This window comes from Achromobacter sp. ACM03 (assembly GCF_014851665.1).
In the GTDB taxonomy this organism is placed as follows: Bacteria; Pseudomonadota; Gammaproteobacteria; order Burkholderiales; family Burkholderiaceae_B; genus Achromobacter; species Achromobacter aegrifaciens.
The window spans coordinates 500,667-520,505 of sequence record NZ_JACVAD010000001.1 but is presented as its reverse complement, the minus strand read 5'-3'; the positions used below and the strand labels follow the sequence as shown (position 1 = coordinate 520,505).

At 67.7% G+C, this 19,839-nt stretch carries 14 protein-coding genes; 9 read left to right on the top strand and 5 right to left on the bottom strand.

Annotation, left to right across the window (positions count from 1 at the left end; genetic code table 11):
• Nucleotides 1-30: 30 nt before the first annotated feature.
• Genes IB257_RS02320 through IB257_RS02310 form a run of 3 tightly spaced genes read left to right on the top strand, consistent with a single transcriptional unit; the run spans nt 31 to nt 7,360 of the window.
• Nucleotides 31-1,197, top strand: a complete 1,167-nt coding sequence (locus tag IB257_RS02320) for an efflux RND transporter periplasmic adaptor subunit (protein ID WP_192491799.1) — start codon at nt 31-33, stop codon at nt 1,195-1,197.
• Nucleotides 1,194-4,274, top strand: a complete 3,081-nt coding sequence (locus tag IB257_RS02315; protein ID WP_192491798.1) for a multidrug efflux RND transporter permease subunit — start codon at nt 1,194-1,196, stop codon at nt 4,272-4,274. The genes IB257_RS02320 and IB257_RS02315 overlap by 4 nt, the downstream gene beginning before the upstream one ends.
• Complete coding sequence (locus IB257_RS02310) at nt 4,271-7,360, top strand: efflux RND transporter permease subunit (protein WP_175213278.1); 3,090 nt, start codon at nt 4,271-4,273, stop codon at nt 7,358-7,360. The genes IB257_RS02315 and IB257_RS02310 overlap by 4 nt, the downstream gene beginning before the upstream one ends.
• A gap of 21 nt (nt 7,361-7,381) precedes the next feature.
• Here IB257_RS02310 and IB257_RS02305 read toward each other — a convergent pair whose 3' ends face one another.
• From IB257_RS02305 to IB257_RS02290, 4 genes are all read right to left on the bottom strand, one after another.
• On the bottom strand, nt 7,382-8,362 hold the full coding sequence (locus IB257_RS02305; RefSeq protein ID WP_233564587.1) for a tripartite tricarboxylate transporter substrate binding protein: 981 nt from the start codon (nt 8,360-8,362) through the stop codon (nt 7,382-7,384).
• Nucleotides 8,363-8,395: 33 nt separating this feature from the next.
• A complete protein-coding gene (locus IB257_RS02300) occupies nt 8,396-9,382 on the bottom strand; it encodes a tripartite tricarboxylate transporter substrate binding protein (protein ID WP_054454785.1) in 987 nt (328 codons plus the stop codon).
• 2 nt (nt 9,383-9,384) lie between these two features.
• The gene (locus IB257_RS02295; RefSeq protein ID WP_175180846.1) at nt 9,385-10,581 is read right to left on the bottom strand and encodes a CaiB/BaiF CoA-transferase family protein; all 1,197 of its coding nucleotides are present in this window, start codon (nt 10,579-10,581) and stop codon (nt 9,385-9,387) included.
• 89 nt (nt 10,582-10,670) lie between these two features.
• Nucleotides 10,671-11,609: a hydroxymethylglutaryl-CoA lyase gene (locus IB257_RS02290; RefSeq protein WP_175180845.1), complete on the bottom strand. Its 939-nt coding sequence runs from the start codon at nt 11,607-11,609 to the stop codon at nt 10,671-10,673.
• 199 nt (nt 11,610-11,808) lie between these two features.
• Here IB257_RS02290 and IB257_RS02285 point away from each other — a divergent pair, with 199 nt between their 5' ends.
• Nucleotides 11,809-12,537, top strand: a complete 729-nt coding sequence (locus IB257_RS02285; RefSeq protein ID WP_054454791.1) for an IclR family transcriptional regulator — start codon at nt 11,809-11,811, stop codon at nt 12,535-12,537.
• Nucleotides 12,538-13,344: 807 nt separating this feature from the next.
• Here the strand turns inward: IB257_RS02285 and IB257_RS02280 are convergent.
• Nucleotides 13,345-14,055 (bottom strand): TetR/AcrR family transcriptional regulator, encoded by a 711-nt coding sequence (locus IB257_RS02280; RefSeq protein WP_054456834.1) that lies wholly within the window; start codon nt 14,053-14,055, stop codon nt 13,345-13,347.
• 219 nt (nt 14,056-14,274) lie between these two features.
• On the opposite strand from IB257_RS02280, the gene IB257_RS02275 reads away from it, so the two are divergent.
• The 5 genes from IB257_RS02275 to IB257_RS02255 are packed head-to-tail and all read left to right on the top strand — an operon-like array spanning nt 14,275 to nt 19,778.
• Nucleotides 14,275-15,534, top strand: a complete 1,260-nt coding sequence (locus IB257_RS02275; protein WP_175160634.1) for an alpha/beta hydrolase — start codon at nt 14,275-14,277, stop codon at nt 15,532-15,534.
• Between the two features lie 23 nt (nt 15,535-15,557).
• Entirely contained in the window at nt 15,558-16,457 is a 900-nt protein-coding gene (locus IB257_RS02270; RefSeq protein WP_192354221.1) for a VOC family protein, read from the top strand.
• A 24-nt stretch (nt 16,458-16,481) separates the two neighbouring features.
• Complete coding sequence (locus IB257_RS02265; protein ID WP_054456831.1) at nt 16,482-18,170, top strand: AMP-binding protein; 1,689 nt, start codon at nt 16,482-16,484, stop codon at nt 18,168-18,170.
• Nucleotides 18,157-18,633, top strand: a complete 477-nt coding sequence (locus IB257_RS02260) for a thioesterase family protein (protein ID WP_054456830.1) — start codon at nt 18,157-18,159, stop codon at nt 18,631-18,633. Before IB257_RS02265 ends, IB257_RS02260 begins: the two co-directional genes overlap by 14 nt.
• Complete coding sequence (locus tag IB257_RS02255; protein ID WP_192354220.1) at nt 18,630-19,778, top strand: FAD-dependent monooxygenase; 1,149 nt, start codon at nt 18,630-18,632, stop codon at nt 19,776-19,778. The genes IB257_RS02260 and IB257_RS02255 overlap by 4 nt, the downstream gene beginning before the upstream one ends.
• Nucleotides 19,779-19,839 lie beyond the last annotated feature (61 nt).

The following is a 19,839-nucleotide window of genomic DNA, read 5'->3' as shown; positions in this document are numbered from 1 at the left end:
TGTCCGTAACCCCCTAGCCTGGCAGTCCCGATGTCCCTGCCCCTTTCCACGGGCCCTCATTTCCCACGCAAACGCCTGGTCCTGATCGCCGCCGCGCTGGTCATATTGGCTGCCCTGGCGCTCTGGTACGTCGGGTCCAAGGGCACACCCGCCGCGCGTCCGCCCGAGTATGGCCAGATCCCTGTCGCCGTCGCGGTCGAGGCTGCCAGCGCCGGTCCGCTGCAGCGCGACCTGCATGCGCTTGGCACCATCACGCCCCTGGCGCAGGTGACCCTGCGCAGCCAGGTCGATGGCGAACTGCTGAAGCTGCATTTCACTGAAGGCCAGGCCGTGACGCGCGGGCAACTGCTGGCCGAGATCGATGCGCGTCCCTACCTTGCGGCGCTGGCCGCTGCCGAAGGCGAACTGGCGCGCACCCAGGCGCTGCTGGAGAACGCCGAGGCCGATCTGCAGCGCTACCGCAAGCTGGCGCGCCAGGAAGCGGTGTCGGGTCAACAATTGGATACCGCCGAAGCCCAGGTGCGCGCCTATGCGGCCCAGCGGCTACGCAACCAGGCCCAGGTGGCCGACGCCCGGCGCCTGCTGGACCACACCCGTATCGTTGCGCCCCACGACGGCCGCATCGGGCTGCGCCGCATCGACGCCGGCAACCATGTGCGCGCAGCTGACGCCGAGGGCCTGACCACGCTGGTCCAGACCCGGCCGATCTCGGCGCTCTTCAGCATTTCCGAAACGCGCCTGGACATCCTGCGCCAGGCCCAGGCGCGCGACGCCGCGCTGCGGGTCCAGGCCTGGGACGCGGACGACCGCCGTCTGCTGGCCGAAGGCACTTTGGAGGCGCTGGACAACCGCATCCAGGCCGCCAGCGGCACCGTCCGGCTACGCGCGCGCTTCGCCAACGCCGACGAATCGCTGTTTCCGAACCAGTTCGTGAACATCCGGCTGGCGGTGGTACAGCAGGACAACGTCATTTCCATTCCCACGGCCGCGGTGCAGTACGGCTCCGAGGGCGCCTTCGTGTTCGTGATCGGCGAGGACACGCGCGCCACGCGCCGCGTGCTGGAGCTGGGCCCGGCCAACGCTGGCCGCATCGTGGTGCAGGCCGGCCTGGCCGAAGGCGAACGCGTGGTGGTCGAAGGCGTAGACCGCCTGCACGACGGCCGCGACGTGCAAATTGTCGAATCGCAGAAATCATGAGCCTGTCGCGCCCCTTCATCCTGCGCCCCGTCGCCACGTCCTTCCTGATGATCGCCCTGCTGCTGTCGGGCATCCTGGCGTGGCGCATGTTGCCCGTGGCGGCGCTGCCGCAGGTGGATTACCCCATCATCCAGGTGACCACGCAGTACCCCGGCGCCAGTCCGAACGTGACGGCGCGCACCGTCACCGCGCCGCTGGAACGGCGCTTCGGGCAGATACCGGGCCTGAAGCAGATGTCCTCCACCAGCGGCAGCGGCATCTCTGTGATCACGCTGCAATTCGCGTTGGACGTGTCGCTGGGCGTGGCCGAGCAGGAAGTCCAGGCGGCCATCAGCGCCAGCGGCGCGCTGCTGCCCAATGACCTGCCGACGCCGCCCGTGTACCGCAAGGTCAACCCCGCCGACGTGCCTATCCTGACGCTGGCGGTAACGTCGGATTCCCTGCCCTTGCCCCAGGTCTACGACCTGGTCGACACCCGCATGACGCAGCGCCTGTCGCAGTTGTCCGGCGTGGGCATGGTCAGCCTGGCGGGCGGCCAGCGGCCGGCGGTGCGGGTGCAGGTCAATCCCATGGCGCTGGCCGCGCGCGGCCTGCAGCTGGCCGACGTGCAGGAAGCCATCAGCAAGGCCAATTCGAACCAGCCCAAGGGCAGCTTCGACGGGCCGGTGCGCTCGGTCATCATGGACGCCAACGACCAGCTGCAAAGCGCCGAGGAATACCGCGAACTGATCGTGGCCTGGCGCAACGGCGCGCCGGTGCGGCTGGGCCAGGTCGCCACGGTCGAAGACGGGGCGGAAGACCGCTATCTGGCCGCCTGGGTCGACAAGCAGCCGGCCGTGTTGGTCAACATCCAGCGCCAGCCGGGCGCCAACGTCATCGCCGTGGCCGACCAGGTCAAGGCGCTGCTGCCGCAACTGACGGCCAGCCTGCCCGCCGCCGCGCAGGTCCGCGTGCTGACGGACCGCACCGAGAGCATCCGCGCATCGGTGCGCGGCGTGCAATGGGAACTGGCCTTCGCCGTGGGCCTGGTGGTGCTGGTGACGTTCCTGTTCCTGCGCAACCTGCCCGCCACGCTGATCCCCAGCCTGGCGGTCCCCTTGTCGCTGATCGGCACCTTCGGCTTCATGCATCTGGCGGGCTTCTCCACCAACAACCTGACGCTGATGGCCCTGACGATAGGCGCGGGCTTCGTGGTGGACGACGCCATCGTGATGCTGGAAAACATTGCGCGCTACCGCGAGCAAGGCCACAGCCCCATGTCGGCCGCGCTCAAGGGCGCCGGCCAGATCGGCTTCACGCTGGTGTCCCTGACGCTGTCGCTGATCGCCGTGCTGATTCCGCTGCTGTTCATGGAAGACGTGGTGGGCCGTCTGTTCCGCGAGTTCGCTGTGACGCTGGCGGTCGCCATCCTGATATCGCTGGCGGTGTCGCTGACGCTGACGCCGATGATGTGCGCGCGGCTGCTGCCCGCGCACGAAGCGACGCGCCCGGGGCTGCTGGACCGCATCCAGGCCGGCTACGCCCGTTGGCTGGACCTGACCTTGCGCCATCAACGGCTGACGCTGGCCGTGATGCTGGCGACGGTGGCGCTGACCGGGCTGCTGTACCTGGCCGTGCCGAAGGGCTTCTTCCCGACCCAGGACGGCGGCACGCTGCAAGGGGTCACGCAATCGTCCCAGAGCACCTCGTTCGACGCCATGTCGCGGCGCCAGCAGGCGGTGGCCGAGACACTGCTGGCCGACCCCGACGTGGCCAGCCTGTCGTCCTTCATCGGCATCGACGGCATGAACACCACCTTGAATACCGGCCGCTTGCTGATCAACCTGAAGCCCTGGTCGGACCGCAGCGCGCCGCTGGCGGACATCATGGCGCGGCTGGATGCGCGCGCCCGCGAGGTCCAGGGCATCTCGCTCTATCTGCAGCCGGTGCAGGAACTCAATATCGAGGACCGCGTGAGCCGCGGCCAGTACCAGTTCACGCTGACCTCCCCCGACAGCGCGCTGTTGGCGCGCTGGACCCATGCCCTGGCCGAACGCCTGGCGCAGTCGCCCGCGCTGGCCGACGTTTCCACCGACCTGCAAGGCGACGGCCGCCAGGCCTACCTGCAGGTCTCTCGCGACGCCGCCGCCCGCCTGGGCGTGACGATGGACGACGTGGCGCAGACCCTCTACAACGCCTTTGGGCAGCGCCAGGTGGCCACCCTATTCACGCAGTCCAACCAGTACCGGGTCGTGCTGGAAGTGGACCGCAAGCTGGCGCTGAACCCGGACGCGCTGGAACGCATCCATCTGCAGACCGAGGACGGCCAGGCGATCCCGCTGTCGGCGCTGGCCACCGTCAGCGAACGCGCGACGCCGCTGGCCGTGAACCACTTGTCGCAGTTCCCCGCGGTCAATCTGTCCTTCAACCTGCCCGCCGGCGGCTCCCTGGGGGAGGCCATCGCCGCCATCGAATCGGCGCGGCAGGAGATCGGCATGCCGGTCAGCGTGGAGCTGCGCTTGCAGGGGGCTGCCGCGGCCTTCCAGGCCTCGCTGTCGAACACGCTGTGGCTGATGCTGGCCGCGGTGGTCACCATGTACCTGGTGCTGGGCATGCTGTATGAAAGCGCCATCCACCCGGTGACCATCCTGTCCACCCTGCCCTCGGCCGCGGTGGGCGCCTTCCTGGCGCTACTGCTTACCGGGCGTCCGCTGGACCTGATCGCCGTCATCGGCATCATCCTGCTGATCGGGCTGGTGAAGAAGAACGGCATCATGATGGTGGACTTTGCCCTGGAGGCAGAACGCTCGCGCGGCCTGGCGCCGCAGGCCGCCATCCGCGAAGCCGCGCTGCTGCGCCTGCGTCCCATTCTGATGACGACGCTGGCCGCGCTGTTCGGCGCGCTGCCGCTGATGCTGGCTACGGGCTCGGGCGCGGAACTGCGCCAGCCGCTGGGCTGGGTCATGGTGGGCGGGCTGCTGGTCAGCCAGGTGCTGACCCTGTTCACCACGCCCGCCGTGTACCTGTTCTTCCACCGCCTGGGCCAGCGCCGCGGCGCCGCAGCCGCCAAACCCGGGGTTGAAGGCCCCGCGCCATGATCCGCGCCTTGCTGCACCGCCCGACCGCCTGCATCTTCCTGGCGATCGCGCTGACCCTGCTGGGTGCGGTCGCATGGCGGCTGCTGCCGGTCGCGCCCTTGCCCCAGGTCGACTTTCCCACCATCGAGGTGCGCGCCGAACTGCCGGGCGCCAGTCCAGAAAGCATGGCCAGCACCGTGGCCGCGCCGCTGGAGCGCGCGCTGGGCAGCATCGCCGGCGTCAGCGCCATGACGTCCTCCAGCAACCAGGGCGCGACCCGCGTACAGCTGCAGTTCGACCTGGATCGCGACATCAACGAGGCCGCGCGCGACGTGCAGGCGGCCATCAACGCGGCCCGCGCCGAGTTGCCCGCCGGCATGCCCGGCAATCCCAGCTATCGCAAGGTCAACCCGTCCCAGGCGCCGATCATGGCACTGGCGCTCAGTTCGCCCACCCGTCCCGCGGGCGAACTCTACGACCTGGGCTCGACCGTGCTGGCGCAGAAGATTTCGCAGATCAACGGCGTGGGCGAAGTAACCATGGGCGGCAGCTCCCTGCCCGCGGTGCGCGTACAGGTCAATTCCAACGCCCTGGCCCACTATGGCGTGGCGCTGGATGAAGTGCGCCAGGCCATCGCCGACGCCGCGCCCATGCGGCCGCAAGGCCAGTTGGATTCCGCCAGCCGGCGCTGGGAAGTCGGTACGCCCGAACAACCCCGCGCCGCGGGGGACTACGAAAGCCTGATCGTGCGCCACCAGGACGGCGCCGTGATCCGGCTGTCGCAGATCGCACGCGTCAGCGATTCCGTCGAAAACCGCTACAGCAGCGGCTTTCACAACCGCAACCCGGCCGTGGTCCTGACAATCAGCCGCCAGCCCGGTTCGAACATCATCGAAACCATAGGCGCCATCAACCAGGCCCTGCCCGGCCTGCGCGCGCTGATGCCGGCCGACGTGGACCTGACCGTGGCGCTGGACCGCTCGCCTGGCATCAACGCCACCTTGCGCGAAGCGCACATCACGCTGGGGCTGGCCACCGCGCTGGTGATCCTGGTGGTGTGGGCGTTCCTGGGCAATGCACGGGCCGCGGCCATTCCCAGCGTGGCGATTCCGGTGTGCCTGATCGCCACCTTCGCCGTCATGTACCTGTGGGGCTTTTCGCTGAACAATCTGTCGCTGATGGCGCTGATCGTCGCGGCCGGCCTGGTGGTGGACGATGCCATCGTGGTGCTGGAGAACATCTCGCGCCATATCGAGCGCGGCCTCTCGCCGCGCAAGGCCGCGCTGCGCGGCGTGCGCGAAGTAGGCTTCACGCTGGTGGCCATGACCGTGGCGCTGAGCGTGGTTTTCGTCTCCATCCTGTTCATGGGCGGCCTGGTCGAGCGGCTGTTCCGCGAGTTCTCCATCACCCTGGTCGCCGCCACCGTCATCTCGCTGGTGGTCTCGGTCGCCATCATCCCCAGCCTGTGCGCCCGCTGGCTCAGGCCCGCCGTTCCCGCCGCGCACATGGCGAACGCGCGTCCATCGCGCATGCAGGCGATCTTCGAACGCCTGCATGCCTGGTACGGCAACACCCTGTGGCGGGTGCTGGGCCATGCCCGCCTGACGCTATTGCTGCTGGCCGGCGTGGTGGGGCTGAATGTCTACCTGTACGTGCAGGCGCCCAAGGGCTTCCTGCCGGTGCAGGACACCGGCCAGTTGGTGGGCTTCGTGCGCGGCGACGACGGCTTCTCGTTCCAGGTCATGCAGCCCAAGATCGACCAGTACCGCCAACTGGTGCTCAAGCATCCGGCGGTGCAGGACGTCATCGGCTACAACGGCGGCAGCCTGGGCATCAGCAATTCCCTGTTCCTGATCCGCCTGAAGCCCGCCGCCGAACGCCAGGAATCGTCGACCGAGGTCATCAACTGGCTGCGCACCAATGCGCCGGCAGTGCCGGGCGGCATGTTCTTCCTGAACGTGGACCAGGACCTGCGCATGCCCGGCGGGTTCGGTAATTCGGGCGACCATGAACTGGCCATCATGGCCAGCGACGTGCCGGCGCTGCGGCAATGGTCGCGCAAGATCTCCAAGGCCATGCAGGAGATCCCCGAACTGCGCGACGTCGACGCGGAAGGCGACGGCGCCACCCAGCAGGTCGTGATCGACATAGACCGCGCCGCCGCGCAGCGCCTGGGCGTGGACATGGGCACCATTAGCAGCGTGCTCAGCAACTCGTTCAGCCAGCGCCAGGTCGCCACGCTGTACGACGCCATGAACCAGTACCGCGTGGTGCTGGAGCTGGACCCGCGCTACACCGAGGACCCCGAGGTGCTGGAGCAGGTGCAGGTGGTCGCCGCCGACGGCACGCGCGTGCCGCTGACGGCCTTCGCCACTTATGACTACGGCCTGGTGAACGACCGCGTGTTCCATGACGGCCTGTTCGCCGCCGTGGGCGTGGGCTTTTCATTGGCCGAGGGCGTATCGCTGCAACAGGCCCTGGCCGCCATCGACAAGACCATGGCCGAGCTGATGGTGCCCTCGTACATCCAGACCCGCCTGGGCGGCGATGCGCGCAACTTCCAGCAAAGCCTGCAGGACCAGCCCTGGCTGATCCTGGCGGTGCTGGTAGCGATCTACCTGGTGCTGGGCATCCTGTACGAAAGCCCGCTGCATCCGCTCACCATCCTGTCGACCTTGCCGTCCGCCGGCGTGGGCGCGCTGCTGGCGCTGCGCCTGGCCGGCATCGAATTCACGCTGATCGCGCTCTTGGGACTGTTCCTGCTGGTGGGCATCGTCATGAAGAACGCCATCCTGATGATCGACTTCGCGCTCAGCCTGGAACGGCGCGAAGGGCTCACGCCGGAACAGGCCATCCACCGCGCCGCCATGCTGCGGCTGCGCCCCATCGTCATGACCAACCTGGCGGGGCTGCTGGGCGCCCTGCCCCTGGTGCTGGGTATGGGCGAAGGCTCCGAGCTGCGCCGCCCGCTGGGCATCGCCATCGTCGGCGGGCTGATGATCAGCCAGTTCCTGACGCTGTACACCACGCCGATCGTGTATCTGGCGCTGGAGAGGCTGCGGTTGAAGTGGAAGGCTGGCCGGCTGCGTCCTGGCCCCGAGGCCTGACGCATGGCCCAGCCTGCAGGGTCAGTCCGGGAGTATTCCCGCCGCCTTGATGACCTGCGCCCATTTGCGCTGCTCAGCCCGCTGGAAGTCCGCCAGTTCGCCCGGCGTGCCGCCTGCCGGAATCGCGCCCAGTTCAGCCAAGCGCTGCTTCACCGCCGCGTCGCCCAGGGCCTGGTTGATGGCCAGGGACAACTTTTGCTGCACCGCCTGCGGCGTGCCTGCCGGCGCATACATCGCAAACCAGGACGAGGCTTCGAAATCCGGCGCGCCCAAGGCCTCGGCCATGGTTGGCACTTCTGGATAGTCCGGCAGCCGCTGCGCTGTCGTGACAGCCAGCATGCGCAGTTTGCCGGCCTTCACGAAAGGCGTGCTGGTCAGCAGCGTATCGAACATGACCTGGACCTGACCCGCCACCAGATCGGTCACTGCCGGGCTTGAGCCCTTGTAGGGAATGTGGGTCATGGAGGTGCCGGTCTTGTACTTGAAATACTCCGGCACCAGGTGGGAAGAGCCGCCATTCCCCGCCGAGCCGTAGTTCACGCGATCTGGGTGGGCTTTCAGGTAGTCCACGAGCTCGCCCACGGTCTGCGCCGGCATCTGTTGCGGGTTGATCACGACTGCGATGGGCACCGTAAGGACCAGCGCCAGGGGCGTGAAGTCCTTGTTCGCATCGTAGGGAATGTCGGGATAGAGCCCCGGGTTGATTGCCATGGTGCCGATGCTGGCCATCATCAGCGTGTATCCGTCCGGCTTGCTGCGGGCGACGTCGCCTGCGCCGATGAAGCCATGCGCGCCGGCCTTGTTCTCGATGACGAAAGGCGTGCCCAAGCGGTCGGAGAGCGCCTTGCCGACCACGCGCGCGGCGATATCGGTCGGACCGCCTGCGGGAAACGGTACGACCAGGCGGATGGAACGTTCGGGCCATTGCGACCCGGTACTGCCCAGCGCGGGCTGTGCCACGACAGCGCAGGCAAGCGCGGCAATTCCTAAAAGATGCTTCACGGATTTGTCTCCTGGTATGGTCTGCGGCGCGCGTCAGGCGGCGGTCTGGATGCCGGCTTCGCGTATCAGGCGCGCCCACTTCTTCTGTTCTTCCTGGATGTAGCGCTGCGCGGCCTCCGGAGATCCGCCCATGGCCGTACTGCCCTCAGCGGTGAACATGGCAACTGTGGCCGGATCCGCCAGCACCTTCTCCACTACCGCGTTGACGGCCCGGACCACCTCGGGCGGGGTGCCGGCCGGCGCGACCAGCGCCTTCCAGTCCAGCGCCTCGAAGCCCTCGTAGCCGGACTCGGCCACGGTGGGCACATCGGGCAGGATCTCCAGCCGCGCGCGCGAGCTGACGGCCAACGGCCGCAGCACCTTGCCCTTGAGCATTTCCTGCGCGGCCTGCGGCGTGGCGAACATGTAGTCGGTATTGCCGCCCAACAAGTCGTTGAGCGCAGGCGCCGCGCCGCGATAGGGCACGTTAAGCACTTGGAACTTGCCCTGATAGGCGAGCAGTTCGCCCGCCAGATGGCCCACCGTGCCGGAACCCGCCAGCGCCTGCTTGATGGCGCCAGGCTCGGCCCGCGCGTCCTTGATCAAGTCGGCCAAGGTTTGCCAACGTGCGTTGGCCTTGACCACCAGCACGACCGGCAGCGATGCGATCAGGGAGACCGCCGCGAAGTCCTTTTCCGCGTCGAAGGGAATCTGCGGCATCAGGGCGGGATTGATGGCCAGGTTGGCGGTCTGGCCCAGGCCCAGCATGTAGCCGTCCGGCTTGGCCTTGGCGACGAAATCCATGCCGATGTTGCCGCCCGCCCCGGGACGGTTCTCCACCACCACCGACCAGCCGGCCAGCGCAGTGACCTTGGCCGCGATGGCGCGCGCCACTGAATCCGTGCCGCCGCCCGGCGTATAGGGAACGATTAGGCGCACAGGCCGCCCGTTCGGATAGGCGGCTGCGGTCTGGGCGCGCAGCGGCAAGGCCGCAGCGCACATCGCCGCGCCCAGGAAAGCGCGGCGGGATAGCGTGATCATGGTTAGTCTCCTTGTGTGATTTGCCTTGCTTTCAAGGCTGCGATTTCGTCGTCGCGATAGCCGACGCCGCGCAGCAGCGCGTCGGTGTGTTCGCCCACCGCAGGCGGCTGCAGGCGTATTCCGGGCTGGGCGCCGCCCAGCGTGAAAGGCGCGAGCGGCGCCAGGGACTCGCGCCCGTCCTCCAGGGTGATGGGCGCGAGACCGCCGGTAGCCGCCAGATGCGGATCGTCGAACAGTTGCTCAGGCCGCGTGATCGGCGCGAAGGGCAACCCTTCATGCTCGAACACCGCCGCCAACTCGGCCGCGCTGCGGTCCGCCAAGTGCGAGCGCAGCTGCGGCATCAGCCAGTCGCGCGCCTGCACGCGGTCGTTGTTGCTGGCCAGGCGCGGATCGGCCAGCAGCTCGGCCAAGCCGAAGGCGCGACAGAAGGTGCCCCATTGCTTGTCGCTGACCACGGCCAGGAAGATCTGTTCGCCGCCCTTGACGGTGAACACGTCATAGATGGCCCAGGCCGAGATGCGGCCGGGCATGGGCGCGGCAGCGCGTCCGGTGACGGCGTACTGCATCATGTGCTGCCCCACCAGGAAGACGTTGTTCTCGAACAGCGAGGCCTGCACTTCCGTGCCCTCTCCCGTCTGCTCGCGCTGCGCCAGGGCCGCCATGGCGCCGATGGCGCCGAACATGCCGCCCATGATGTCGTTGACGCTGGCGCCCGCACGCAGCGGATCGCCGGGACGCCCCGTCATATAGGCCAGACCGCCCATCATCTGCACGACTTCATCCAGCGCCGTCCGGTGTTCGTAGGGTCCGGGCAGGAAGCCCTTGTGGCTCACGTAGATCAGGCGGGGATTGCGTTGCTTGAGCGTGGCGTAGTCCAGGCCCAGCTTCTGCATGACGCCGGCCTTGAAGTTCTCGCTCACGATGTCGGCCGAGTCGATCAGGCGCAACGCGGCCTCTATGCCCTCGGGCTGCTTCAGGTCCAGGGCGATGCTCTTCTTGTTGCGGTTGAACATGGGGAAGAAGCCCGCGCCCGAACCCAACAGCCGGCGCGTGCTGTCGCCGCCTACCGGTTCGACCTTGATGACTTCGGCGCCAAGGTCCGCCAGCAGCATGCCGCAGGTAGGACCCATGACCATGTGGGTGAATTCGACGACGCGGATGTTTTCATACGGAAGGCGCGGATGGGCGTGGCTGGACATGGGTGTGGATCTTCTGCAAGTAAGGGCCATTACGGCAAAGGCCGGCCTGGCCGCGTGTATCTAGGTCGTAGGCCTGCGGGAATGGCCGATCAGGCCCGCTGGACGAATCCCTTGGGCAAGCCGGCGTCGGGGGTCATGCCATACAACGGCTCGCCGGGCAGGCCGGCCGCCAGCGGCGCGCGTGCGGCAAGGATTCCATTCAGGTCAATGCCGGTGCGCACGCCCATGGCCTCGAACATGAAGACCAGGTCTTCGGTGACGACGTTGCCGGACGCGCCCGGCGCATAGGGGCATCCGCCCAGGCCGCCCAGCGAACTATCAAAAGTGCGCACGCCTTCCTCCCAGGCAGCGAGGCAGTTGGCCAGGCCCAGGCCACGCGTGTTGTGCATGTGGGCCGCGCCCGCCTGCTCCCCGATTTCTGCGCGCAGGCGACGGAACAGCCGCCGCACTTGCGCGGGATTGGCATAGCCCACGGTGTCCGAAAGCCCCGATTCGTCGGCGCCCGCGGCCACGCACAGCGCCGCCAGGCGGATGACCTCGTCTTCGGGCACCACGCCCTGCAAGGTGCAGCCGAAGGCCGTTGAAATGCCGGCCTCCAGCTTCACCGCGGGAGCCAGCTCGTCGCGCAGCCGCGCGATCGCCCGGACCTCCTCCACCATTTCCTCGGGCGTCTTGCGCACATTGGCCAGCGAATGCTCGCGGCTGGCGGAGACCGGCATCGTCAATTTGTGAACGCCTGCCCGCAGCGCCGCCTCGGCGCCGCGCAGGTTGGGCACCAGCGCCATGACGGTAAGCGCCGGATGGCGCGCCGCATGCCGCACCACCTCGGCAGCATCCGCCATCTGCGGCAGCAGGCGCGCCGGCACGAAGGAAGCCACTTCGATTTCGCGCACGCCGGCCGCGACCAGCGCATCGATCCAGCGCAGCTTGTCGGCGGTGGGCATGGTCGCCTTGACCGACTGCAAGCCATCGCGCGGACCGACCTCGCTGATCAGGACGTCGGGTTTGCGGTCGTTGGGCTGGGCCATGTTTGAAATCTCCAATAATTCTATCTAATAGAACGATGTTTCTTTAGATAGAATTATTGAATTCACCGACCGTAGCTGTCAAGCGCCGGGGCGTACAGGAAAACCACGAGCGGGGCATTAGGCAGCGCCTACAATGCCGTCATTCGTTCTAAAGGATGGAATATGGTCCCGCCCCGGAATCAACCCCACGGAGCCGCGCATGCCGCGTAAAGCCGCCACGGAATCACTGGCCGATACCGATGCCGCCCAAGGCGGCGTGGCTGCGGTAGACCGCGCGCTCAGCCTGATGTCGGTTTATGCGCCGGGGGACAAGGCCCTGTCGCTGGGCGAACTGGCCGAGCGCACGCGCCTGTACAAGAGCACGGTCCTGCGGCTGTTGGCGTCGCTGGAACATGCCGGGTGGATCCAACGCCTGGACGACGGCCGTTATGCCTTGGGCGGGGAGATCGCGCGCCTGCACGGCATCTACGCCTCTTCGTTTTCGCTGGAACACGTAGTCCTGCCCGTGCTGCGCGACCTGGTCGCGGCGACAGGCGAAAGCGCGGCCTACCACGTGCGCCAGGGCGACGCGCGCCTGTGTCTGTACCGCGTGGATTCACCGCACCCGGTGCGCGACCACATCCGCGCAGGCGATCTGCTGCCGCTGGATCGCGGCAGTGGCGGACGCGTATTGACGGCCTATGACCCGGTGCTGGGCCACGCGCCGGGGCCTGAGCAGGAGCTGTACGCCCGCATCCGCACCGACGGCTATTTCGCCGCCATCGGTGACCGCCTGGCGGAAGTGGCGGGCATATCCGCGCCCGTCTTTCTGCTCGATGGCGAGATCGCCGCGGCGGTGACGCTGACCGCGCCCGTCCACCGTTATGTCGCCGCCCATCTGGCGTCGGTACAGGAGGCGGCGCGACGTCTGACGGGGAAAGTCGGTTAGCAGACCCGGGCACGGCGGGCATTGCTGCAGCCAGGCGGTACAAGAGAACCCATGCTTGCGTACGACGGGCAAGGCCGAAGCGGATAAACAATGCACTTCCGCCACCGCTGGAGTCCCCCGAGACTGGGTCCTTGAGTCGCCGGCGCCCGGACTGCGGGATTCCGATGCTCGCCCCGATGGGGCTGCGCTTCGGATCCCTCCGCCCGGACACCGGCTCACGGCATCTGCCCATGAACGGGATCCAAAGCCAGTGCATCAGGCGACTGCCAGCCGAGGACCCCGGAGCCATCCGAAGCGCAGCCCCACCGGGGCGAGCATCGGAATGGCGCAGGGCAGCCTCGGCGGCTAAAGAACTCCGGCATCCGCAAGCTCGAAGCCCTAGCGTTTCAGTTTTGTGAGACAGGGTTCTTGAGTCGCCGGCGCCCAGACTGCGGGATTCCGATGCTCGCCCCGGTGGGGCTGCGCTTCGGATCCCTCCGTCCGGCCACCGGCTCACGGCATCTGCCCATGAACGGGATCCAAAGCCAATGCATCAGGCGACTGCCAGCCGAGGACCCCGGAGCCATCCGAAGCGCAGCCCCACCGGGGCGAGCATCGGAATGGCGCAGGGCAGCCTCGGCGGCTAAAGAACTCCGGCATCCGCAAGCTCGAAGCCCTAGCGTTTCAGTTTTGTGAAACAGGGTTCTTGAGTCGCCGGCGCCCAGACTGCGGGATTCCGATGCTCGCCCCGGTGGGGCTGCGCTTCGGATCCCTCCGTCCGGCCACCGGCTCACGGTATCTGCCCATGAACGACCAGCGCATTGGAAATCAGGGCTGCTGCCCGCCAGGCAGCACCAGCTTTTCCAGGTAGTCCAGGTCCTCGCGCACCAGCCGCAAGGACTCGCTCACGTCCGGCGACCTGGGGCGCCGCGACGCGTCGCGCAGCAATGATTGCACCGCCATATCGGCCATGATGGCCGCGACTTCGGCGCGGCTCAGCCGGCCATCCGGCTTGTACCACCACGCAGACCAGTTGCACATGCCGATGAGACTGAAGGCGGCGACGTGCGGATCGACCATGCGGAACTGGCCGTCGCGGATGCCGTTTTCGATGACGCGGCTGAAGTTCTCCAGCACGTTGCGGCGCGACGCCTGCACGGCGGCGCGCTGCTTGGGCGTCATGTCGGCCTCGGTACGGTCGGCCACGCGGAACTCGGCGGTGCGCGACAGGATCAGGTCGGCATGCCGCGTGACCAGCGCGCGCAGCGCCTCGACCGGATCCAGGTCCTCGCGGGTGGCGGTCTCGCCGGCCATTTTCTTGGCCGCGCTCAGCACGTCCTCGGTCAGCGAACGCAGGATCTCGTCCTTGCTCTTGAAGTAGTAGTAGACGGCGGTGCGGCTCAGTCCCAGGGATTCGGCAATGTCCTGGATGCTGGTGCCGCCGCTGCCGCGCTTGATGAATAGCGTCGCCGCGGCGTCGAGTATGGCGGTGCGCAGCGCTTCGCCCTTCAGCGCTCCCTTGGTGCTTGCGTCGTTCACGTTGCGATGTTCCTCGAATGGACCGTCCGGGACGGCCCCGTCCCGAAATTATGGCATGCGCGTTTACGTCTCCAAGCCGCGCCGGCCGGCGTTTTCCCGTGAGTGAGTCCCCAATTTTTGACGCCACTGTCAGTTTTTTAAATTTAATTGACACTAAAGTCAAATATTCGTCTAATACGTCAAACCGAGGTCCCAGGACCATCGCCACAGGAGACGAATGTGACTACCGCCGCCCCCTCCAGCCAGATCACCGCAGGCTTTCTCAACACCGATTGGAATCCGCGCGACCTGCCCGCCGGCGCCTCGACCCGCAACGTCGTGCTGCGCACCGCCGACGGCGCCGCCACTTCCGGATCGCTGTACCAGCCGGCCGGCCCCCGTCCCGACACCGTGGTCTGCGTGATGCATCCACGCGAGTTCATGGCCTGCCACTACCTGATCCCCGACATCGTCGGCGCCGGTCTTGCGGCGTGGTCGCAAGGGGCGCGCTCGGTCGGCAACGATCTCAGGCTGGAACACGAACAGGCGCTGCAGGACGTGGCCGCCGGCCTGCGCTTCCTGCGCGAACAGGGCTTCAAGAAAATCGTGCTGCTGGGCAATTCCGGCGGCGCCGGCCTGTACGCGTTCTATGCGCAGCAGGCCGGCCTGCCCGCTGGCGAGCGCGTCGCTCGCACACCGGGCGGCAAGTCCAGCGGGCTGGATGAACTGGACATGCCCGAAGTGCACGGCCTGGTGCTGGTGGGCCCGCACCCGGGCCAGGGCTCGCTGCTGCTGAACTGCATCGATCCGTCCATCGCCGACGAGAACGACGCGCTGTCGGTAACGCCGGACCTGGATCCGCTGGCGCCCGAGAACGGTTATCGGCCCAAGGGCCAGGCGCGCTATGCGCCGGAGTTCGTCGCCCGCTACCGCCAGGCGCAGCGCGACCGCGTGGCGCGCCTGGACGCGCAGGCGCGGCAGATGATCGCCGACCGCCTGGCGGCCCGCGCCGACGTCAAGAGCGGCGCCGACGCCTCGGCCGAACGCCGGCGCCAGGCCGCACACACGCCGGTGCTGGTGGTCTGGCGCACCGACGCCGACCTGCGTTGCCTGGACCTCAGCCTGGATCCTTCGGACCGCCACCCGGGCTCGCTCTGGGGCAAGGATCCGTACGCGTCGAACTACGGCGCCGTCGGCTTCGCCCGCTTCTGCACGCCCGAGAGCTGGCTGTCAACCTGGTCCGGCCTGTCTTCCAACGCCAGCATGGCGCGCACCGCCGGCGGCATCAGTCAGCCCACCCTGATCGTCGAATACACGGGCGACCAGGCCTGTTTCCCTTCCGACGTGCGCGCCATCCACGACGCCATCCCCGCGCCGGACAAGACCCACCTGCGCATCCGCGGCGATCACCACGGCCGCGCGCTGGTTGAAGGCGAAGAGCCCGGGCGCTACGCGGCCGGCCGCGAACTGGCCGCCTGGCTGCGCCAACGTTTCCTGTAATCCGAATGCCGACGGAGCAAGTCATGACTGCAACTCCCAAGACCCCCGCCCCCCTGCGCCTGCACGGCGTGGACCATACGGCGCGGCCCACCTGGCGCCTGCGCGAAACCGTCGCCTTCTATCGCGACATCCTCGGCCTGCCGCTGGTGCATGTGATCTCGGCGCGCGGCTGGGGTCCCGCCACGCACCCGGACTTCCTGCATTTCTTCTTCGACAGCGGCCAGGGCAGCACCATCGCCTTCTTCTACTACCTGGGTTCCGACGAACCCGAGGCGCTGCGCGGACGCAGCCGCATGCGGCCGCTGCCGGAAGACCACGTGTTCGACGCCACGCATACCGCCTGGCTGGTGGAAAGCGAGGACGAGCTCAAGGCCTGGAAGCAGAAGTTGCAGGATGCCGGGCTGGAAGTCTCGGTCGAAACCCGCCATGAAGTGATCGAATCCATCTACGTGCGCGATCCGAACGGCTATTTCATCGAATTCACGCGCAAGCTGCGGCCGCTGGGCGAAGTCGACTCGATCGACGCCGCCCTGACGCTGCAGGCGGCCATGCAGGCCGAAGCCGATGCGGAATCAACCGGCGGGCGCATCCAGCACATCGACGACGTCTGGGCGCGCAAGGCGGCGCTGCTGGAAGAGCGGCTGGAGCTGGCGGATGGCGGCGTCGAACCGTCCGTGCGGATCTTCGTGCCGCGCGTCGAAGAGTTTTCATCCCTGGTCGAGGACGCCTCGGGTCGCGAAAACTGCACCGTGGTGCCGGGCGAGCATTTCGACTGCATCGTCTCCGACGGCCCGGTGGAATTCCAGCGCAAGGCCCTGGGACTCAAGCCCGCCGTCTGGTATGGCTTGTTCACCGGCGGCGTCAGCGGCACGATCGACGTACTGGACCGGGACCGCGTGCGGATCTCGGCCGCGCGGCACTGAGACACGGGCCTGGAGGAGACCATCATGCGAGATATACGCCACCCCATAGAGGGCGTGATCTACCACCACCCCGAGCGGGCGCGCCAGTACTTCGCCAGCGGCGCCTGGGAACCTTCGACCGTCGGCGCGGCGCTGCACGCCACCGCCCAGCGCTGCCCCGAGCGCACCGCGCTGATCATCGACGAAGGCAGCCTGAGCTTTCGCGAGCTGGACGAACAGACCGACCGGCTGGCCGCCGCGCTGCTGAAGCTGGGCCTCGCGCCCGCGGACCGCGCCATCTTCCAGATGGGCACCACGCTGGAAACGGCGCTGGCCCTGCTTGCCTGCTACAAGGCGGGGATCGTCCCCGTCTGTTCCCTGCCGCAGCACCGCGAACTGGAGATCGGCCAGTTGTCGCGCCAGACCCGCGCCCGCGGCTATTTCGTGCAGGCCGACTTCGGCAAGTTCGATCTGCCCGCCTTCGCCGCCGGCATGCTGGCCGCCAGCGACACGCTGGAGCACCTGGTCGTGGCGCGCGGCGACTCGCCGCATGGCGTGTCCCTGCACGCGCTGCTGGATGCGATGCCGCTGGCCGAGGCCCGCCTCATCCTCGCCGAGCAAGGCCCCGGCTGCGAAGACGTGCTGAGCTTCCAGCTGTCGGGCGGCACGACCGGCATGCCCAAGATCATCCCGCGCTTCCATGCCGAGTACCTGGGCCATTCACTGGCCTGCGCCCGGCGCTACAAGATGCAGGACGACGACCGCATCATCTGGGCCCTGCCCTTGCTGCACAACGCGGCCCAGGTCTATGTGCTGATTCCCGTCATCGCCATGGGCGTTTCCGCGGTGCTGATGCCGCGGGTCGACGTGCCACGCATGCTGGAACTGATCGAGCGCCACCGCGTCACCCGCGCCATGTCCATCGGGCCGATAGCGCCGCAGATCATGGCCTTCGCCGACCTGGCGAACTACGACCTGTCGTCCCTGCGCCTGTTCATCACCATGAGCGCCGCGGACCGGCTTGAAGCGCACCTGAACGTGCCCTGCTCCAACCTGTTCGGCATCACGGAAGGATTGCTGCTGGGCTCGCCCGCCGACGCGTCCGAGTACGAACGGCACCATACGCAAGGCCGCTCGGGCTGTCCCGAGGACGACATCCGCCTGCTCGCGCCCGGCACCGAGGAACCCGTGGCCGAAGGCCAGATGGGCGAACTCTGCTTCCGCGGCCCCGCCACGCTGCCCGGGTTCTTCGACGCTCCCGCGGCCAACGCCTCCGCGTACACCTCGGACGGCTATTACCGTACCGGCGACATGATGACGGCGCGCGTGGTCGATGGCGCAACCTGCTACGCCTTCGAAGGCCGCCTGCGCGACAACATCAACCGCGGCGGCGAGAAGATCGGCTGCGAGGAAGTCGAGGCGCTGGTGGGCGCGCATCCGGCCATTTCCGAAGCGCGCCTGGTGGCCATGCCCGACCCCTTCTATGGCGAAAAAGGCTGCATCTTCATCATCGTCCGGCCCGGCCACACGGCGCCCGGCCTGACGGAGCTGGCGGACTTCCTCACCGGCCAGGGGCTCGCCAAATACAAGTGTCCGGAACGCATCGAGCAGATCGAAGCCTTCCCCGTCACCAAGGTCGGCAAGCTCGACAAGGCGGCCCTGCGCCATAGCGTCGCGGAAATGCTCAACCAGGAAGCCGCCAAGGCCCGGGAGAACGGCAATGACCAGCACTGAATACGTCCTGAGCGAAACGCCTTTCATCGTGCGCCGCCGCGTCAAATGGGGCGACTGCGATCCCGCGGGCGTGGTCTACACCGTCACGTTCGGCGAATACGTGCTATCGGCCGCCGAACTGTTCTACGGCCACCTGTTCAATGGCACGCCGCAGCGCATCAAGGATGAGCACGGCTTCGGCACGCCGACGCGCGCGCTGTCGTTCGACTTCCAGGCCTCGCTGTGGCCGGACGAGGAATTCGACATGTGCGTCAGGGTCGAGGAAATCCGCACCCGCACCTACACCCTGCACGTCGCCGGCAGCGTGCGGGGCCAGCCCGCGTTCGACGCCAGGCTGACCCCGATCTGCGTGGCGCGCGGCGAACGGCGCGCCATCGAAGTACCCGCCGCGCTGCGCGGCGCGCTGCAGTCATATCGGCAAGCCTGCGCGCAGGCCGAAGCAAACAGGAGTGAAGCCAAATGAAGATCGCTGTCATCGGAGCGGGCCCCGCCGGCCTGTACTTTTCGCTGCTTGCCAAGAAGCATGCGCCGCAACATGAAATCACCGTTTACGAACGGAACCCGCGCGGCGCCACCTACGGCTGGGGCGTGGTGTTCTCGGACATCGGCCTGGCCTTCCTGCGCGAAGCGGACCCCGAATTCTTCAAGGCCTTCGTCGCGCACCACGAACGCTGCGACTACATGGAGATCATCCACCAAGGCGCCCGCGTCCAGGTCCAGGGCAACCATTTCTCGCGCACGGCCCGCATCGACATGCTGGAAGTCCTGGAAAAAGCCTGCCTGGAGGCCGGCGTCCAGATCCTGCACGAACAGCAGATCGACGACGTGGAGCGGCTGGCCGCGGAAGTGGACATGGTCGTGGCCGCGGACGGCAGCAACAGCGCCGTGCGCAAGCAGTACGCCGAACACTTCCGGCCCAGCTTCGAACGCCGCCGCAACAAGTTCGCCTGGTACGGCACACGCCAGCGCTTTCATCCGGTATCGCTGATCTTCCGCGAAACGGACCACGGTATCTTCATCGCGCACAGCTACCAGTACAGCAAGGACCTCAGCACCTTCCTGGTGGAAGTGGACCCGGACACCTGGCAGCGCGCCGGCCTGGACACGGCCAGCGAGGACGCAAGCCGCCAATATTGCGCCGAGGTGTTCCGCGCCGACCTGGGCGCCAACGAACTGCTGGGCAACCGTTCCCTCTGGTTCGAGGCCAACATCGTGCGCAACGAACGCTGGTCGCATCGCAACATCGTCCTGCTGGGCGATGCGCTGCGCACCGTGCATTTCTCGCTCGGCTCCGGCACCCGCATGGCGATGCAGGACGCGATCGCGCTGCACCAGGGCCTCACCCAGCATCCGGAAGACACGCAGGCCGCCTTCGCGCACTTCGAGGCGCAGCGCCGTCCGGCATCGGCCAATTTCCAGACCGCCGCCGCGCGCAGCCTGGACTGGTACGAGAACGTGGCCGACAAGATGCACCTGGACCCCGTGTCCTTCGCCTACGACTACATGCGCCGCACGGGCCAGGTCAGCCACGACGACCTGCGCCAGCGCGACCCCGGCTTCGCCGCCGCCTACGAGGCGCTGCACCCGGAGGTGGCAGCGGTGTCCTGAGCCACGCACCCTTTTGCTGTAAGTACCCGGCCGCGGCGCATCCGCGCATGCGGCCCCGACG

Excerpts from the sequence above, each read along its gene's own strand:
- IB257_RS02255 (WP_192354220.1), top strand. The coding sequence starts at position 18,630 with ATGAAGATCGCTGTCATCGGAGCGGGCCCCGCCGGCCTGTACTTTTCG.
- IB257_RS02295 (WP_175180846.1), bottom strand. The coding sequence starts at position 10,581 with ATGTCCAGCCACGCCCATCCGCGCCTTCCGTATGAAAACATCCGCGTC.
- IB257_RS02260 (WP_054456830.1), top strand. The coding sequence starts at position 18,157 with ATGACCAGCACTGAATACGTCCTGAGCGAAACGCCTTTCATCGTGCGC.
- IB257_RS02320 (WP_192491799.1), top strand. The coding sequence starts at position 31 with ATGTCCCTGCCCCTTTCCACGGGCCCTCATTTCCCACGCAAACGCCTG.
- IB257_RS02285 (WP_054454791.1), top strand. The coding sequence starts at position 11,809 with ATGCCGCGTAAAGCCGCCACGGAATCACTGGCCGATACCGATGCCGCC.
- IB257_RS02265 (WP_054456831.1), top strand. The coding sequence starts at position 16,482 with ATGCGAGATATACGCCACCCCATAGAGGGCGTGATCTACCACCACCCC.
- IB257_RS02300 (WP_054454785.1), bottom strand. The coding sequence starts at position 9,382 with ATGATCACGCTATCCCGCCGCGCTTTCCTGGGCGCGGCGATGTGCGCT.
- IB257_RS02315 (WP_192491798.1), top strand. The coding sequence starts at position 1,194 with ATGAGCCTGTCGCGCCCCTTCATCCTGCGCCCCGTCGCCACGTCCTTC.
- IB257_RS02290 (WP_175180845.1), bottom strand. The coding sequence starts at position 11,609 with ATGGCCCAGCCCAACGACCGCAAACCCGACGTCCTGATCAGCGAGGTC.
- IB257_RS02270 (WP_192354221.1), top strand. The coding sequence starts at position 15,558 with ATGACTGCAACTCCCAAGACCCCCGCCCCCCTGCGCCTGCACGGCGTG.
- IB257_RS02310 (WP_175213278.1), top strand. The coding sequence starts at position 4,271 with ATGATCCGCGCCTTGCTGCACCGCCCGACCGCCTGCATCTTCCTGGCG.